Genomic DNA, 17982 nt, shown 5'->3' with positions numbered 1-17982 from the left:
CGTCAAAAGATCGCTACCCCTAATACCCACGTTATCCTCTGTGGTCATATCGCGATTCCCTTAACTCTTTTGCGGTGTAGCGCTGCATATCCGGATTATCAAGATAACGTTGCAGTGATTTCTTTAATTCCGAATATTCTTCGATTTCTTGTGCCAAGTCATTGGGTATCTCTTCCATGGAAGGCATATCATGTACTTCCAAAGAGAAGAGTTTTCCATCGGTAACAAACATCGCTGAATCTTTATCATTTAAGGCATTCGCGAGCTCTTCTTTCACATTTTTGCTTAATGCATCCACTAATCATCACCTCAAAAATTTCGTTTTTTTATTATACTTATTATAACACAGTAGGCCCATTATATCAGCCAAAAACACCACTATATCAGCCGAATCAAAGGTTTTATCAGCCATTTGCTTGATCTGGTGCTTTCCCCGGTTAATCTGGCAGTTTTCCACCGTAATCTGGCACTTTTCGGGCATAATCTGGCACTTTGGAGCGATAATCTGGCAGTTTCGGCAAATAATCTGGCACTTTGCCCCGCCGCCCCCGCCCCACGCAAAAAAACCGCCCTGCCGGGCGGCCTCACTCCACTAGTCTTCCAACTCCAAATGCTCTCTCAGATCGTTCGTTACTTCTGCACGCTCGCCTTCGTCGATGATCTCGTAATAGATCCCTTCAATCCGTGTACCTTCGCCGCTTAACTCCAGCTGATCGATGTCGTGCCTTGCGGATTCATACCCGAGCAGATCGGCCATTTCACTGGAATCGGCGCTCACCTTTACATTCGATCCGACGGAATCCAGAATCGAGCCGATGTTCGCGAGCGACGAGAATTGGGCGCCTTCGTCGAGCATTCCTTCAATCACTTCGCGCTGGCGCTCGGTGCGGCCGGCGTCGCCTTGCGGGTCTTCGGAGCGCATGCGCACGAAGGACAACGCTTCGTCACCATTCAACTCTACTTGACCTTCCGCGAAATGATGCCCGCCTTCCTCAAATTCAAAGTCATTGTCCACGGTTACGCCGCCGACGGCGTCGACCATTTCTTCGAAGCCGTCCATGTTGATGGTGGCCACATAGTCAATCGGCACGTCGAGGAAGTTTTCCACGGTGTCCATCGCCATTTCCGTGCCGCCGAACGCGTGAGCGTGGTTGATTTTATCTTCCGTTCCTTGCCCGACGATTTCCGTGCGCGTGTCCCGGGGGATGCTGACCATTTTTATGGATTCATCTTCCGGGTTGACGGTGAGGACGATCATCGTGTCGGTACGGCCGGATGTTTGATCTTCCGAGTCAACCCCGAGGAGTAAAAAAGAAACCGGTTCTTCATCCTCGAGATTTTGCGCATCCACGCGCAAGTCGGAATGTTCCCGTTCCAGCGGCGAATGCATCTCGTCCGCGGTTGATGTGACGGATAAATAAAGATAGAGGGCGAAGCCTCCGACGACTAATACGATAAGAGAGATAAGAATGCCAATCGTAATCAGAAATTTTTTCATGTGGGATAGTATCTCCTTTTTGAATCTTTACTTGTACAATGGTACCATATAAAAGATTGTTGTATAATAAAAAGAATGAAAAAAGGACAACAATACACATTATTCGTGTCAGGAGGGCACCATGGAAGAAACGATCAGCTTAAAAGAAATCTTTGAAACGTTGAAAAAACGCTGGCGCATGATCACAAGCATCACGCTGGGCGCTGTCATCTTGAGCGCGATCATCAGTTTTTTTATCATGACGCCGCAATATGAGGCGACGACGCAGCTGCTCGTCAATCAAGGGGAGCAAGAGCAGCAAGATTCGCTGGAAGTCGGGGATATTGATACGAACGTAGAACTCATTAATACATATAGCGTTATTATTCAAAGCCCGGCGATTCTCGATTTGGTGATTGAACGAACGGGAATTGACCGCTCCTATTCTCAGCTGTCATCCCAAGTGGATGTGCAACCGGAAGGGGAATCACAAGTAGTGACGGTGTCGGTGACGGACCCTGATCCGCGCGCGGCGGTCACGCTCGTCAATACGGTCGCGAATGTGTTCCAGGAAGAAGTCGAGACGATCATGAACATTGACAATGTCAGCATCCTCGCGAGCCCGGATCTTGGGCAAGTGACGTCGCCGGTTTCGCCGCAGCCGACCTTGAACATGGCGATCGCGTTCGTTGTCGGGCTGATGGCAGCGGTTGGTCTCGCGTTTCTGCTCGAATTTCTCGACAATACGATTAAAAATGAAGAAGACTTGGAAAAAGAACTCGGGCTTGTTTCCCTCGGATCGATTCCCGAGATAGAGGCTTCGGACGCACAGCGGACACCGCAATCCGAGCAAAGGAGGGTGTATGATGCTCAAAAAGCGACGCAAGCAAAATAAACGGCGCAGCCTGATCGTCCGGGAAAATCCTCGTTCTCCGGTGTCGGAGCAATTCCGCACGATTCGGACGAACATTCAATACGCGTCCGTCGATCAAGACATGCAAGCGATCATGACCACCTCATCCGGCCCGGAGGAAGGGAAAACGACCGTGAACGCAAACCTGGCCGAGACGATCGCGCAACAAAACGAAAAAGTATTGCTCATCGACGCGGACATGCGTAAACCGACGATGCAATATATGTTTTACCTCGCGAATCACACCGGAATCACGAATGTAATGACCGGGCAACGCGATTTGCAAGACGTGATCGAAACGACGGGCAATGAAGCCCTCGATGTCGTCACCTGCGGTCCGATCCCGCCGAACCCTTCGGAATTGCTTGGTTCGCAGAAAATGAAAGATATTATTCAAGAAGCGCGCACCCTTTATGACTATATCGTTATCGACACTCCGCCCGTCCTTGCCGTCACTGATGCGCAAATCGTTGCCGGAATGAGCGATGGAGTCCTGCTCGTCGTGGCAAGCGGCGAAACGGAAAAGGAAGAGGCCCGCAAAGCCACCGATCTGCTCAAACAAACGAACGCAAAAATGCTCGGAGCCGTGCTCAATCGACAAGAACGTAAAAATAGCAATTATATGTATTATTATGGAGATTAATTGTTGAAATTTCCTAGGGCTATGTTACCATGGAAGAGGAAAGCAGGAGGTTGCAATGATCGACATACATAGTCATATTCTGCCAGGTTTGGATGACGGTTCCCCTCATATGCAAGAAAGCCTGGAAATGGCAAGGCAAGCAGTCAACGACGGCATCACGCATATGATTGCAACCCCGCATCATAAAAACGGGCATTATACCAACGGAAAAAAAGACATCCTGAAAGAAACGCAACGATTGAACGACGCGATCGTGGACGAACGGCTGCCGATCATGGTTTTACCCGGGCAGGAACCGCGCATCCATGGCGATATCGTCGCAGGATTAATGGACGGAGACATTTGCACGCTTGGGGACGGCGGGCGTTACGTTTTCGTTGAATTTTCGAGCAGCGATGTGCCGCGTTATGCAGATCAAGTGCTTTATGAACTGCTGCAGCAAGAAGTGGTGCCGATTATTGTACACCCGGAGCGTAATGTCCAAATTTTGGCAAATCACGGGTGGCTGTACGAAAAAGTGAAAGGCGGCGTCGCGACACAAATTACCGCCGGGAGTTTCGTCGGAGATTTTGGAAAAACAATTAAGAAATTTAGCGGCCAACTTATCGATCATAACTTGACCCATTTCGTTGCTTCCGACACCCATGGGACGAAGAAGCGGCCGAATCGTTTGCGGCAAGCCTATGCAGAGATGGAAAAGCAGTACGGGACGAATACCGCTTTATTTTTCCAACAAAACGCGGATTTATTAATCAACAATCACTCCTTGATGATGGACGAGCCCGAGCGAATCAAGAAAAAGAAAAAGCTTTTTGGGTTCTTTCGGTAACGAAGAAAGGTGAGGCGGATGACGTACAAAAAGCGTATGCTCGTGGTCATGACGGTGGACAGTTTGATCGTGTTGAGCGCGATTTTCATCGGGGCGTTCTTGCTCTATAACATCAGCAGTCTTTGGGATGGGCTGTTAGTGTCGACAGCCATTGTACTTGTCATCGCCCACCACGTGTTTGCGTACATCTTCAAGCTGTATAAAGGCGCGTGGAGTTACGCGAGTACGAATGAGTTGCTGCGCATTTTTTACGCGGTGACGATGTCGCTCCTCGTGGCGGGCCTTTTTCAAGTGGCCGTGTTTGGCATGCTCTCCACACGCGCGCTTGTCGTAACCTGGATGTTACATATTTTACTCATCGGCGGCACGCGTTTCGCGTGGCGGATGTATCGGGACCATTATCGAAAACCGAAAAAGAATCGGACGCGAACCTTGATCGTCGGGGCCGGCGCCGCGGGGACGATGGTGGCTCGGCAATTGCAAGGAAGTCCGGAATCGGAACTGGAACCGGTGGCTTTCGTCGATGATGATGTGTCAAAACAACATCTGGAAATGATGAATGTGCCGGTTGCCGGAACGGTAGAGGAGATGCAAGCGGTCGCGGAGGACTTTCGGGTGGAGCAAATACTGATCGCGATTCCTTCTTTAGCGCGTTGCGATCTGCAACGAATCTATGAAAGATGCACGGAAACGGGCGTGAAGACGCAGATCATGCCGCTTCTGGAAGACATTTTGAGTGGAAAGCTCGAAGTCACGCAGTTCCGCGACGTGCAAGTGGAAGACTTGCTCGGCCGTGATCCGGTAGAGCTGGATACCGAAGGCATTGCCGACACGATCACGGGCAAAATCGTGCTCATCACCGGCGCCGGCGGCTCGATCGGTTCGGAACTTTGCCGTCAGCTGTGCAAGTTCGACCCGTCGGAAGTGATCCTGCTTGGCCACGGCGAGAACAGCATTTATGATATTCATACGGAGTTAAAAAACACCTACACACACATCACTTTTGACACCGAAATCGCCGATATTCAGGACGGAGAACGTATGCAGACAGTCATGGATACATACGCGCCCGACGTCGTCTATCACGCCGCCGCGCATAAACACGTGCCGCTCATGGAGAAAAACCCGCAGGAAGCGGTGAAAAACAATGTCATCGGTACTCGCAACGTCGCCGACGCCGCAGACGCCTGCGGCGTCAACACCTTCGTCATGATCTCGAGCGACAAAGCCGTTAATCCAACGAGCGTTATGGGCGCAACAAAACGGATCGCGGAAATGGTCGTCCAAGACTTGAATCGAAGAAGCGCCACCCGCTTCGTCGCCGTCCGCTTTGGCAATGTCCTCGGCAGCCGTGGCAGCGTGATTCCGTTGTTTAAAAAACAAATTGAAGCCGGCGGTCCGGTCACGGTCACGCACCCGGAAATGACCCGCTATTTCATGACGATCCCGGAAGCATCAAGACTCGTCATTCAGGCAGGCGCCCTCGCGGACGGCGGAGAAATCTTCGTCCTCGACATGGGCGAACCGGTACGGATCGTCGATCTGGCGAAGAACTTAATCCGATTGTCCGGGTATAAGGTAGACGAGATCGGAATTGATTACATGGGCATGCGCCCCGGGGAAAAGATGTATGAGGAGCTGCTCGGGGATGAGGAAGTGCATGAAGCGCAGGTGCATCCGAAGATATATGTGGGGAAAACAAAGAATGGTAACTACGAGCCTGCTAAAGAAGTAATAAAATATATCAATCATGATTCTTTGGTTGCTCAACTAATAGAAGTGAGCAATGATTTCAAACAAGAATCTTCCAAAGTCCGTGCTGCTAATTGATTCCAAAGGGGACGAGAGTAATGAAAGTAAAAGTTGAAGAGCAAGTCCCTCTTACTTCTTTGAATACATGGAGAGTTGGCGGCACTGCACTCTTTATGATGACACCCCAAAATATAAATGAAGTTATCGAGGCCAAAGCTTTTAGTGATCGCAATAACTGTCCATATTTTATTTTAGGACGTGGCTCCAATGTTCTTTTCAATGATGAAGATTACCTTGGGGTTATTGTAAATTTGAGTCGTGCCTTAACAAATTATGAAATTAATTATGAAGAAGGTTATATTTACGCTGAAGCGGGTGCGCCTTTGCCTAAGCTATCTATCGATTTATCAAGAGAAAATATAGATGGATTTGATTTCTTTGCTGGGATTCCCGGTACAATCGGTGGAGCAATTGCAATGAATGCGGGTTGTATTGGCAGTGAAATGAAGGATGTCCTTCTCTCTGTTATATACATAGACGAAAATAATAGTATTGTAGAAGATAAAGTAGACGAGTTAGGAATGCACTTTCGAAAGAGCGATTTTCAAATAAACAACAAACGCATCATTATCGGTTGTCGACTAAAATTAACATATGGATTGAATAAAAAAGAGACATTTACCAAAGCAAAGAAAGCGATCGGCATTCGTAAAGAGAAATTTCCATTACAAGTCGCAACTGCTGGTAGCACATTTAAAAGTCCTCCGGGCGGACCTTATCCTGGGCAATTAGTAGAGCAAGTTGGATTAAAAGGGATCCAAATTGGTCAAGCGAAAATCAGTGACGAGCATGGGAATTGGATTATAAATAAAGGTGGTGCATCATCAAAAGATATTAATGAGTTGATGCAATTAATGTATGACGAAGTCAAACAGAAATTAGGCGTAGCCATGGAACCTGAAGTTATTATTTTATAAAAGGGGTGGGGCTTTTGCAGAGCAATTCTACAAAGTTACTATTAAAAAAACATCCAAAAGCAACAAACTCTTACGTAATTAAAGGCGGGAAACCGCTTAAAGGTGAAGTAGTTGTACAGGGTGCAAAAAACGCAGCACTTCCAGCATTGGTTGCAGCCTCTCTATCAGATGAAACAGTAGAATTAAAAAATGTACCACTAGAACTTAATGACGTAAATAATCTATTAGCTTTATTAAGGGAAGTGGGAGTGAAAATTGAGATTAAGGATGAGAATACGTTAACTCTAAATGGTGAAGGTTGGCGTTCATCGGAATTGGATCCCAACATAGCAAGTAAAATTCGTCATTCTTTGTTGCTGTTGGGAGGAAGTGTCACAAAGGATTGCTCCTTATATTTACCATTAGCTGGAGGGTGCGAAATTGGTGAACGTAAGCATGATCTGCATGTACTAGCATTAGAAAATATGGGCCATGATGTTATTGAAAGTGGAGAGGGAATAAGAGTGATCCCTGATCTTAACGACGACGTAGATCATACTGAAATTGAATTTTATTATCCATCCTTTGGGGCTACATTAAATGTAATATTTGCCAGTGTGCTCTGTAGCGGTAAAATAACAACTTTAAAAAATGCTGCAAAAAACCCTGAAGTTTTAGATGTTATCCATCTTTTGGAACAAATGGGTGCAATCTTTAATTGGAAAGATGAGAGTACTTTAGAAATTATAGGTGTAAACAAATTAAACGGAACCTCCCATCAAGTGATGAGTGACCGAATTATTGTATCAACAATGATAGCAGCTATTGCTGTTACTAAAGGAAATGGAACAATCATCGGTGGTAACGCAACTGTACTAGAAACAGAAGTAGCGACATGGCGAAAAGCAGGATTAATTATACAACAAAAAGAAAATGGCCTGTTCGTGGACGGAAATAATAAAATAAAGCCAGTAAATATAGAAACAAAAGCCTATCCCGGTTTTCATACAGACATTCAGCCACTCCATGCAGCTATTATGCTCCGCGCGAACGGTACAAGTAAAATTAAAGAAATGATATTAGATGGTCGATTTTTATATTGTGAAGAACTAAACAAACTAGGTGCGAAAACAAAAATTGAAAACGGTGATTTCACGTGTGTTAATGGAGCAAAAGGCCAGATTGCAATCATAAATGAGTCCCCCCCACTTATAGGAGTATTAAATTTAATAGCTACTGATATACGAGGGGGCGCAGCTGTTGTTCTAGCATCCCTTGCTGCAAACGGAATAAGTGAAATTACAAATGTTTATCAAATTGAAAGAGGATACAGTGATCTTCCTGAGTTGATCCAAACATTAGGTGGAAATGTACAACGAAAGTAAAGATGTATAATGAAAAACAAAACAAAAAGTACAGCATATGACGTGATAATAACTTTCGGAACAAAAATCATAGTGCTGTTTGGGAGCTTCATTGTTTCTATTATTCTGGCTAGATTATTAGGGCCAGAAGGAAAGGGAATCGTTACAGCAATATTTGTAGTACCAAACATATTAATGACTGCCGCGGATTTAGGGATTCGTCAAGCCTCTGCCTTTTACATCGGAAGAGGTTACTATTCTACAAAAGAAATTCTATCATCGTTGTTATCATTATGGGTAATAACATCTTTATTGACTCTTTCAGTTGCAGCAATTTATTATAGCTTTGGTTCAGCTCAAAATTACGGTTGGGGCTTAATCAGTATTGCCCTTATGACGATTCCTTTAAATTTATTGTTTAAATATTTCAGGGGCGTTTTACAGGGGAATCAAAAAATTGGAAGCATTAACGTAAGTGAAATCGTTAAGTTCGCAATTAATCTAAGCGGAGTAATTATACTAGTAGCCTTGTTAGATCTAGGGGTTTATGGGGCCGCACTTGTACATTTATTGGTAGCGTTTAGTGTAGTTATCTATTCAATCTCTGTTATTAAACAAATCTCCCCGGTACGCTTCGCTTTCAACACAAAATTGTTAATGCTACTCTTTTCTAGAGGGATCACGTTTGCACTAGCATTATTTATTTTAACACTTAATTATAGAGTAGATATTATCTTTCTTGAGCACATGACGGACGCTGAACAGGTAGGTATTTACTCCGTAGGGGTGACGCTATCTGAATTAATTTGGCAGTTACCTGCAGCAATTGCATTGGTATTATTCTCGAGAAGTGCAAATTCCAAAGATGCTGAAAGTGCTTCAAATCGAGCGATTAAATTACTTAGATTTAGTTTCAATGCGTTACTTATATTCTGCTTGTTTTTTTGGTTGATGGCACCATTAGCAGTAACTATTGTTTATGGTGATGCTTTTTTTGAAGCAGGTTCTGTAATTCGTTTCTTACTCCCAGGCGTTTTGGCTATGGTGATTGTGAAAATTTTACATCCGGATATGGCAGCCAGGGGCTACCCACTGTATTCATTTTGGATTTTTTTGGCAGTGTTCATTTTGAATGTTATATTAAACTTTATGTTTATACCACAATATGGGTATATTGGTGCAGCGATCACATCAACCGTTACTTATATAATTGGGAGTGTATGTTTTTTAATTGCTTATATAAAAAAAGAAAGTATACAATTTCGAGATACTCTCTTTTTGAAGAGAGCAGATCTTGTGGACGTTATAAATATCGTAAAGAAATTAAAAAAACGTTGGACATAGATAGATCGGTTTTTCATTAATATGTTAACCCCTGACAGTTCTATATCATGTAAAAATTTTGGAGTCTAATAATGAATATATTTGTTAAAAACGCTCGGTTCAGTGGTGGAGCACCTTTATCCATTCTGCAGTATATAAATATTATCAGAAAAAATTATTCAGTTGACGAAGTTAAAGCTTTTGGTGAATTTATGGAACAGCAAGAGTATATTTATGATGATAATGGTGTAAAAACCATAGATATGAAAAAATATAAAATCAAATCACCTTATAAATCATTTAAAAATTTTATGTTCTTTTTAAAAAGTGTCACCTATGATAAACCAAATTTATTAATAAACGTAACCCCTATAAATTGTGTATATGGTTCAATAGTTGAAAATATAACCGGTGTTAAGTCGCTATATATTCAACCTGGAGGTGTTGTACCTAGATATTTACCGAAGTTATTAAAAAATAAAAGAATCTTAGCATTTAGTGAAGAAAACAAAAAAGACTTAATAAACTATGGGTATAATCCTGGCCTTATCGAAGTAGTAGCAAATAGAATGAACTTTCCAGTTGAAACAAGAGATTTATATATTGAACCAGTGAATACAGTCCAAATTTTGATTATATCAAGGCTTGACGATGATAAATTAAAATCGGTTCTATCCACGGTCTCGTTATTAGAAGAAGTTGCGAAAAAAGTTGGTTCTAGAAATATAATCATAAACATTCTTGGTGATGGTTCTAATTATAGTGAAATATCCAGTATAGTAAACAAAATTCATAGCGGATTTGACAATAAATTTATTTATTTAAGGGGTTTTGTATCTAATGTAAATGAATTTATAGGATCCTCACATATAGTAATTAGTCAGGGTAGAGGTGCGATCGATGCAATATATAATAAAAGAGTAACTATAATAAACAATTCTCATGATCATGGTATTGTAAATAAGAATAATATAGAGGAATTCAGCCTCTATAACTTTTCCGGTCGAAATATAAAGCAAAGTTTTACGGTGCACCATTTAGTTACATTAGTTAATATGATTAAAACAAAAACAATCAATACAGAAGAATTAAAATATAATCAGGAGTTTGTTATAAAGACTTATGATATCAACTATGCAGAGGAAAAGATTATATCAATAATTAATAAAAACCTAAATGAAAAAGATAAACAAACCAAAACACCTGTATTTTTCCGAGCCTTATTAAAATATATTTCGGTATCAAGTTACTTGTACTTAAACCTAGTTATAAATAAGTTGAAAAACCAAATAAAAGTTAAATGACAAGTTTAATATATGAAAGTAGTATATTTAAAAAGCTACTCGTGTTTTTTTTAAGTCTTATATATTCCTGAATTATTCATACCTCCAAGTAAAAGCGTGAACGAACATCCAAGCTAACGATTTTTCGGTTTGGTTAAAAAAATGAGGTGTGATGATTAGCATTGTGACGAAGTATAGCGTCAAGCGCTGAAAAATGCCCTTTTTGGGACATACGTCTCCCTTTGTCTTGAAATGGCTTTTTAAAAAAGAGGAGCGATCACATGTCACTCTAGTCTTAGCCTTTGAATACGATTGAGCACATTCCAGAAAAAGGTTTCATAGACAAAGCTTGAAGATAATTTGAAATAAAGCGAACGCCCTGATTTCACCAATTTGCTTGCCACTTTAATGACCTTCGATCGTATGGTTTGGATTTGCATGCGTTTTTGTTCTTCCGGAAAACAAAGCGTGCGCAGCCAGTTCGTTAAATTGTACGCTAACAAGCTGAACATCATCCTGGCTTCGTTGGCCTGAAACGAATGGCTGCTCATTCGATCCAAGTCAAAACCATTTTTGGCTTCCTTAATATAATTCTCCATTGTTCCTCTTTTTTGATAGGAACGGACGATATCCTTGGGAGCGAAGGCATCGAATAGGTTTGTGGCAAAGAATGCATGCGTGAAAAACATTTCGCCGGCAGGACGAACCGATTGAATAATGACTTTTCGGGGCTTGGCCCATGATTTCGCTTGGTACTCGGTTTCCTCATAATAGCATTCGGTTTGTGTAACGTCAGATGGCGGCGTTGCCGGATGCAGTTCATCGGCTAGTCGTTGCAGGTTGGCGTTGGATTTCAAACGAATCACGTAATAGACGGATTCGTCTTCACATAACTTGTACAGCTCTGGAACCGCAAAGCCACTGTCCCCACGCAGAAATGGGATCGTTTCCGGAAACATTTCATTGTAATGGGTGATCAGGGGCTTTACAAAATCCACAACCCCATTAGATGTATAGACGTTGCCTGGTCGGAGTTGAGCCTTCATAAAATCACCGGTGATCCCATCGAAAGCAACGAGAGGATGATAGCCGACGGTGCCATAATGCGCATTGTAATCGGTTGATTCTTGTTCACCGTATGTATTGGCATGCGTGGAGTCCAAATCAAAGATAAGGCTCTTTGAGCCTCTCACTTGATGGACTTTGTCTAAAAGCGCTTGATTGGCTTGATTTAATTGATCAATAGATTCGGTGTCAAACCGGGCAAAGAATCGGGATAAACTGGGCTGAGAAGCTAACGCATCCGTTCCAACGATTTGCCTAAACACGGGATCATCCGTTAATTGATCCGCCGCATCATCTTCATCATAGCCGGCAATTATCTGATAAAGCTTTTGGCGAAGCAGTTGCTCATTCGAATGAAGGTGGTACAGTCTCTCGTCTTTCAGATGCAGGTTTTTATCCAGCGTATGGAAAAACCCAAGTTTTTCATCGAACTCTCGAAATAAGATCTCACCTGTATCAGAGGAAAGATCACCACCGTCATTCGACATCTTCACTTTGCGATTGAAATCCAGGGTTATTTGCGGTAAAGTAGCCATTAGAAGAATCCTTTCTGTGGTTATTTTGGTCTAATTTAACACTAACAGAAACGGATTCTTTTTTCATTTATTTGATGAATACTTAATTCAGGTTATTGCCTTGATAGCCAAGGGTTTCGTAAGTCACTTTGGAATTTCTATGAATAGTTCAGGATATGGATCTGACATTTAAAAGTGTATGATTAATTATCACACATATTATTAATGATTTATGCATAAAAGATAGAGAAACGGCTAGGTTATAGATACAGATTTAAGTAGTCATTATTGTTTGTATATCGCTATTCAATTATATTATGTGAAAATACCCGACTTATACTACAAATGGTGCGGGATCAGAAAAAAATGGTGAGGGGTCTTAAGCATGAAAAAAAGAAACATCTTTTTCTTTATTTCAGAAATGGGTGTGGGAGGAGCGGAACGTACCTTCCTTAACATAATTAATAATATAGACAGAAATTCTTTCATTCCAACTTTAGTAACCTTAAATAATGTTGGTGATTATGAGAGCTTCTTAGAAGAAGATATTAGACATATTAAATTACCATCAACAAGACTGAGGGGTGCCCTGATACCGTTAGCAAAGCTTATAAAAAAAGAGAAGCCTGATTTAATCTTTAGTACAAAGCCACACATTAACTTCACTTCCATAATTGCAAGCATCCTTTCATTATCTGGTGTTGACGTTGTTGTCAGAGAAGCTGATCATTTAAAGGGGAAGTTTAGCTACAATCTGCGTCTAAAAATATATGGTATTTCTTATAAAAAAGCTAAAACTGTCATTTCATTATCAAAAGGGGTACAACAGAATTTAATAGATATTTATAAAGCACCAAGAAAAAAAATAGAGGTTATATATAATCCAATTGATCAAGAGAATATAAAGAGGATGGCTAATGAGGATTTAATTGAAAGTGATAAAAAAAAAGAAGATATCTTTAGATTTATTTCCGTAGGTAGGTTGGTAGAACAAAAAGATCAGGCGACTTTGATTAAGGCTTTCCATCAGTTTCAGAAAAACCATGAAAAATCTGAGTTGCTGTTGCTAGGTGCTGGGCCATTAGAAAGCCAATTAAAAAATCTGGCTAATGATTTAGGTATATCTAAAAAAGTCCAATTTCTTGGCTTTGTTTCTAATCCTTATAAATATATTTATAGTAGTGATGTATTCGTACTTTCATCAAAGCATGAAGGGTTTAGCCATGTTATAGCTGAAGCATTAGCTTGTGGGACAATGGTTATAGCAACAAACTGCAATTCAGGCCCTTCAGAGGTGTTGAATAACGGCGAATATGGGGAGCTTGTACCTGTAGGTGACATAAAAGAGTTGACTGCTAAAATGGAAAAGTTAAAGTCGTACTCTCATAAGAAGTCATGTAAAATTGTGGAAGTGGGAGAGGAGAGAGTAAAAGCTTTTGGAGTAAGTAAAATTGTTAGGCAATATGAAGAAGTATTTTTAAGGGGATAGGACGAGATAAAAATGTTTAAGGGTAATAAAGAAATCGTATCAGTTATAATTATTACCAAAAATGAAGATCAAAATATTGAGGATTGTTTATTAAGCCTTCTACCTGAAAAGAATTCATATATATATGAAGTAATATTGGTTGATTCAAATTCTGATGATAAAACTAGAGAAATAGCAGGGAAGTACAAAGAAAAATTAAATTTACAAATATTAAACATAAAGGAATCTACGCACTATAATGCAGGGTTGAGCAGGTCAATAGGAGCAAATGCAGCCTGTGGTAACTTAATTCTATTTTTGGATGGAGACATGGTTTTAAAACCAGAATTTCTAAAAAAAACTATTCCCCTAATAGATGAAAAGGAGGTATACGGTATTATCGGCTTGCGTGAAGATAAGGTGTATAGTAACGGTATTTTAATTAAAACAAAAAAAAATACCTATGGCATCACCCATTTACGACAAGCATTTCATTTTGGAGGGGCACTGTTGATTAGTAAGGAGGCATATTTAAGTGTTAATGGATACAAGACAAACTTATACGCAAATGAAGAACCAGAATTGTATATCAGATTAAAAAAATATCAATATAAAATACTTGAAACTCCTGTTCCAATGATAACTCATCATGATACGTATATAGATAAGATATCAAAAGTGAAAAGTTTATTCTCAAAAAGATCTATTTCTATAGGACAAGTTGTTAGAACCTCTCTACAAGAAAAAACTCTTTTAGAATTACTTAAGCATAGATTTTTATCACGTAATGCAATACCTATTATATTTGATTTCATAAGCTTGATTCTACTGATATTAGCAGTGTTTAATGTCAATTTCGTGTTCTTTGTAATGATAATACAAATCAGCATGTTTATTTTTTTAATGATGAATAACAATCTAAAAAACTTTATTATAAGTAAGCTGCTAGTAATACAGTCAATGGTAGGCTTCTTTGTAAATAAACCTGTTTATTACAGGGTAGAAGTAGATGATCATAATCAATTTCCGCATACTCCCTAAGGAATAATTGAATTAGGTAAATACTTGTAATAATATTGTTTGTTGTCTTGTTGGGGTGGAGGTTGAGCCCTTGGCCTTATCATTTTTAAATACGAATTCACCCATTAAATGAAAGAAGCATCCCCATTAATCTTTTTCTCGTGAAAATAATACCATTTAAAACACATTCGGAGTGTCCTATGAAAGTTTTCAGTCTTAACTATCAAAGTGTAGCTTCTTTCCTGTTTTTATTTTTTTTGATCTTTGCTATTATAAGACCGTCACCTACGCAGATTCTGGGTGAGGGTACGGCAGTGAGAGTGTTTGATATCATAAGCTTTGGTCTAGGAATCATTTTATTTGCCTTCATTATATTTAGAACCAAAAAAACATATCTAAAACAAATGAGCCTGCCGTTGTCATTATTTATGTTAATTCTTTTGGTATTTTTAGCAGTTATATCTACTTACTTCTCAACTTTTGATCAAAGTTATGAAGCTTCACTCATAGACTTAGCCGAACTATTTAAACTAATATATTATATAGTGATTTTTTATTTTGCCTATATTGTTAGTAGGTATGTGTCTATAGGCAAGTTTATAAAATATCTTCTAATTGGTGGTTTTATTTCTCTTGCCATTGCTACCTTACAATATTTTAATCCTGCTAATGTAAACAATTTAATATCTTATATCTATACTGAAACCGGTCTTAGAGATATATCTAGTAGCAATCCAAGAGTTTTTGGTACATTATATAACCCTAACTGGTTTGGAGTATTCCTTGGAATGTGGACAGTCTTATTGTTGTCTTATTTTGGAATTCAAAAAAAGAATCTATTTTCTGTAATAATATTATTATGCGGAAGCACAGGTATAATTCTATCAGGGTCTAGAACTGCAATTATTTCTTTTATACTTAGTTTATTAGTTATTTATATTCTATTTGTGTTATATAATAGAAGTGTGATTCAACACCTAACATTTCCATTGATTACAGTAGGAGCTTTCTATTTAATATATGATCAATTAGAATTTAATAACATCAGGCTTCAAGAATTAAACTTGGCCATTCAATCCAACGATATTTCTCAGGTCGCTGCTGCACAATCTAGAATCGATTTATGGAATATAGGTCTAGAACACTTTATTAATAACCCGCTTATCGGAATAGGTTTTGCAAACTCAATTGAATTATCTCCTCACAACTCGTTTATTTTACTACTTGCACAGTTTGGGGTACTTGGTGGTTTGATATTTATAGTTTTCTTCACCTCATTATTTTTTAACACCATTATTGGGGTAATGAAATCAGAAGATAGATTGAATAAAAGTTACTGCATTGGATTTATTGGATGTATCGTCGTTTTTCTAATATCCATCCCAGATTTCGCGAGGGCAACATCCAGGTAATTTCTTTTGGTTGGTATGGACATGCCGTTCAGGGAATGAATGCCTTTGAATAATATGCACAAGACAAATGTTGAGCCATTCCCTCGTCATTCGACATCAAACGAGCAAAGGAATGCCCGAGCTATGATTACTGGCTATTGATTTCGACAGCTTTTGAGCTAAACGGTGTCGTATAAACGCTCCGATCCATCCCTAACAAACTGAGGATGCGGTCCAATTGCGGCTCATGATTATCCGGAAACAACCGTCGGAGTTGACCGTCGATCTCCATGTGAATAATATCGACGGTATCCAGCAGTTCTAAGACAGCTTCGCCCGTCGGGCGAATGCTTCGACGGCCACCGCCCCCCATCAAATTCAGGGGCTCGTCATCTGTTTCCATGCTTGTGCGAATGAGGTATTCGAACAGGGAATAAATCATCATACTCATCATCATCACATAAGCAAAAGCTTCGACACGGCGGGGTTTTTCCAAGAAAAGCCGTCGGACAAAAAACGGATCCTTGAGAAACCGGAAGCGATTTTCCACGGTTTGTTGGCCTTTATAGCCTTTCAATAGGTCCACGTCGGAGGCCGTGTCGTTGCCCGCATTGGTGACCAGGATAAAGATGGACGCTTCTTTGCGAAGCTGTTCGAGGGTCTCTTCCGACGGGGATTGCAGCTCTAATTGGGCACGATAGACGGTGACCGGCGGAGGCGGCGGTTCCCCTTTTTTGGGACGCCCGCGTTTCTCGCGTTTGCCGGGCACCTCTTCACGGACCACGGTGCCTTCAAACGTATGATACCCTTTGTGATGGTGCTTGAGAAAGTCGGCAAGCGCAGCTTCGGCATCGGCCTCACAAGCAAAGTCCCGGCTTTCCAGCTCTTTTTGCTCTTTGCGACAGCTTTGCTTTTCATTTTTGAGTTGGTTGTCGATCTTCTTTTTCTTCCGACCATCCATTTGATCGGATTGAACAACCAGAAACCGGTAGGGGTTTCCGTGCAGTTTCTCTTTGGCGGGATAGGTGTGATAAGAAGCCGCCCCTTTGCGGTTGACAAAGTGGCCAATATCTTCCCATTCATTTTCATCGTCCTTCAAGGCTTTTTCTTTCAGTGTTTTGGCCACTTTAAAATTTTCCGGCAACCGGGATAAAAACTGAAAATCTGGCTGATCCCCTTTGCCTTGGACCATTTTTAAATTGTCTTCGGTGACCAGTGCGCTGTCCGCGATAAAAATCGCTTGGGCCAACTGATCCGGCTCGTACCATTGTCTCAGAGCTTTCATGACTTTCGCGTTCCATGTTTTATCATCCTGATTGCCGTTTAAGACGTCGGCATAGACGGGGATGCCCTCCGGTGATGTCGTCAACCCGAATTTAATCTGCGGAGCATCCGGGCGATGATCTTTGGTGTGGCCATGGACGATTTTTAATAACGCCTCATCATCGGGGTCGTTTTTGGGTGCACCTGTATATACAAAGGACGTGGTATCAGCGTGCAGCCCTTCCCACGTAAGGTTGACGCAGGATTGCACCCCTTGAATGCTGTGCATACAAATCTCTTCAAGCCCGGCGTTATAAAGGGCATCTAAGGCCCGTCCCAGCGCATCATCATTGAAATCACTCGCAGTGACGCCTGGGCCGAACAGCAATTCAACATCTTGGTTTTCATAGAATGCTTCGACCTTGAAGAGGGGCTTACGATCAGACAATTGGTTGATGATCAAAGCGGCGATCCGTGTGCCCACGGACACTTGGCAATCTTCCTTTTTGACGGGAGAAAGTCTATCGATACGTTCGACCAATCCAGCTTCTTCAATCAATTGGCGAATCACGGGAGTGGAGCCGAGACGCACCGTTTGAAAGCCCGATATACCTTCCATGGATTCAGTCACAGGAATCACCTCAAAATCTGGCTTCCTTCTACACTTTGATACAAGAAGGCCAAATTCCTGCAAAAATTAAATTTGACGCTTAAACGGGC

At 41.1% G+C, this 17982-nt stretch carries 15 protein-coding genes; 11 read left to right on the top strand and 4 right to left on the bottom strand.

From position 1 onward, the window contains the following. Positions 1-31: 31 nt before the first annotated feature. Positions 32-298 (bottom strand): hypothetical protein, encoded by a 267-nt coding sequence (locus EPH95_RS04145; protein ID WP_142087610.1) that lies wholly within the window; start codon positions 296-298, stop codon positions 32-34. 294 nt (positions 299-592) lie between these two features. Beyond that, complete coding sequence (locus EPH95_RS04140; RefSeq protein WP_142087608.1) at positions 593-1498, bottom strand: LCP family glycopolymer transferase; 906 nt, start codon at positions 1496-1498, stop codon at positions 593-595. A gap of 121 nt (positions 1499-1619) precedes the next feature. Between EPH95_RS04140 and EPH95_RS04135 the strand changes: the two genes are divergently transcribed. The 8 genes from EPH95_RS04135 (at position 1620) to EPH95_RS04100 (ending at position 10561) form a co-directional block, all read left to right on the top strand. Further along, the gene (locus tag EPH95_RS04135) at positions 1620-2372 is read left to right on the top strand and encodes a YveK family protein (protein WP_142087606.1); all 753 of its coding nucleotides are present in this window, start codon (positions 1620-1622) and stop codon (positions 2370-2372) included. After that, positions 2341-3033, top strand: coding sequence for a CpsD/CapB family tyrosine-protein kinase (locus EPH95_RS04130; RefSeq protein WP_319592819.1), 693 nt, complete (start codon positions 2341-2343; stop codon positions 3031-3033). The genes EPH95_RS04135 and EPH95_RS04130 overlap by 32 nt, the downstream gene beginning before the upstream one ends. 55 nt (positions 3034-3088) lie before the next feature. Then, positions 3089-3862, top strand: coding sequence for a tyrosine-protein phosphatase (locus EPH95_RS04125; RefSeq protein ID WP_142087604.1), 774 nt, complete (start codon positions 3089-3091; stop codon positions 3860-3862). Between the two features lie 18 nt (positions 3863-3880). After that, a complete protein-coding gene (locus EPH95_RS04120) occupies positions 3881-5692 on the top strand; it encodes a polysaccharide biosynthesis protein (protein WP_142087601.1) in 1812 nt (603 codons plus the stop codon). A gap of 20 nt (positions 5693-5712) precedes the next feature. Beyond that, the gene (gene murB, locus EPH95_RS04115) at positions 5713-6591 is read left to right on the top strand and encodes a UDP-N-acetylmuramate dehydrogenase (protein ID WP_142087599.1); all 879 of its coding nucleotides are present in this window, start codon (positions 5713-5715) and stop codon (positions 6589-6591) included. A 5-nt stretch (positions 6592-6596) separates the two neighbouring features. Further along, positions 6597-7955, top strand: coding sequence for a UDP-N-acetylglucosamine 1-carboxyvinyltransferase (locus tag EPH95_RS04110; protein WP_227004042.1), 1359 nt, complete (start codon positions 6597-6599; stop codon positions 7953-7955). Between the two features lie 9 nt (positions 7956-7964). Beyond that, positions 7965-9278: a flippase gene (locus EPH95_RS04105; protein WP_142087597.1), complete on the top strand. Its 1314-nt coding sequence runs from the start codon at positions 7965-7967 to the stop codon at positions 9276-9278. A gap of 71 nt (positions 9279-9349) precedes the next feature. Next, a complete protein-coding gene (locus EPH95_RS04100; protein ID WP_142087595.1) occupies positions 9350-10561 on the top strand; it encodes a glycosyltransferase family protein in 1212 nt (403 codons plus the stop codon). Positions 10562-10824: 263 nt separating this feature from the next. Here EPH95_RS04100 and EPH95_RS04095 read toward each other — a convergent pair whose 3' ends face one another. After that, a complete protein-coding gene (locus tag EPH95_RS04095; protein WP_142087593.1) occupies positions 10825-12141 on the bottom strand; it encodes an IS1380 family transposase in 1317 nt (438 codons plus the stop codon). Between the two features lie 364 nt (positions 12142-12505). On the opposite strand from EPH95_RS04095, the gene EPH95_RS04090 reads away from it, so the two are divergent. The 3 genes from EPH95_RS04090 (at position 12506) to EPH95_RS04080 (ending at position 16020) form a co-directional block, all read left to right on the top strand. Beyond that, a complete protein-coding gene (locus EPH95_RS04090; RefSeq protein WP_142087591.1) occupies positions 12506-13609 on the top strand; it encodes a glycosyltransferase in 1104 nt (367 codons plus the stop codon). Positions 13610-13621: 12 nt separating this feature from the next. Continuing rightward, the gene (locus EPH95_RS04085) at positions 13622-14629 is read left to right on the top strand and encodes a glycosyltransferase family 2 protein (protein ID WP_142087590.1); all 1008 of its coding nucleotides are present in this window, start codon (positions 13622-13624) and stop codon (positions 14627-14629) included. A 140-nt stretch (positions 14630-14769) separates the two neighbouring features. Next, a complete protein-coding gene (locus EPH95_RS04080) occupies positions 14770-16020 on the top strand; it encodes an O-antigen ligase family protein (RefSeq protein WP_227004041.1) in 1251 nt (416 codons plus the stop codon). A 127-nt stretch (positions 16021-16147) separates the two neighbouring features. Here EPH95_RS04080 and EPH95_RS04075 read toward each other — a convergent pair whose 3' ends face one another. Continuing rightward, the gene (locus EPH95_RS04075; RefSeq protein WP_142087587.1) at positions 16148-17893 is read right to left on the bottom strand and encodes an IS1634 family transposase; all 1746 of its coding nucleotides are present in this window, start codon (positions 17891-17893) and stop codon (positions 16148-16150) included. Between the last annotated feature and the right edge of the window lie 89 nt (positions 17894-17982).

The sequence above is a fragment of the Salicibibacter halophilus genome (genome assembly GCF_006740705.1).
Lineage (GTDB): Bacteria > Bacillota > Bacilli > Bacillales > Marinococcaceae > Salicibibacter > Salicibibacter halophilus.
The sequence above is the reverse complement of the archived record's forward strand: the minus strand, read 5'-3'. Positions and strand labels throughout refer to the sequence as shown.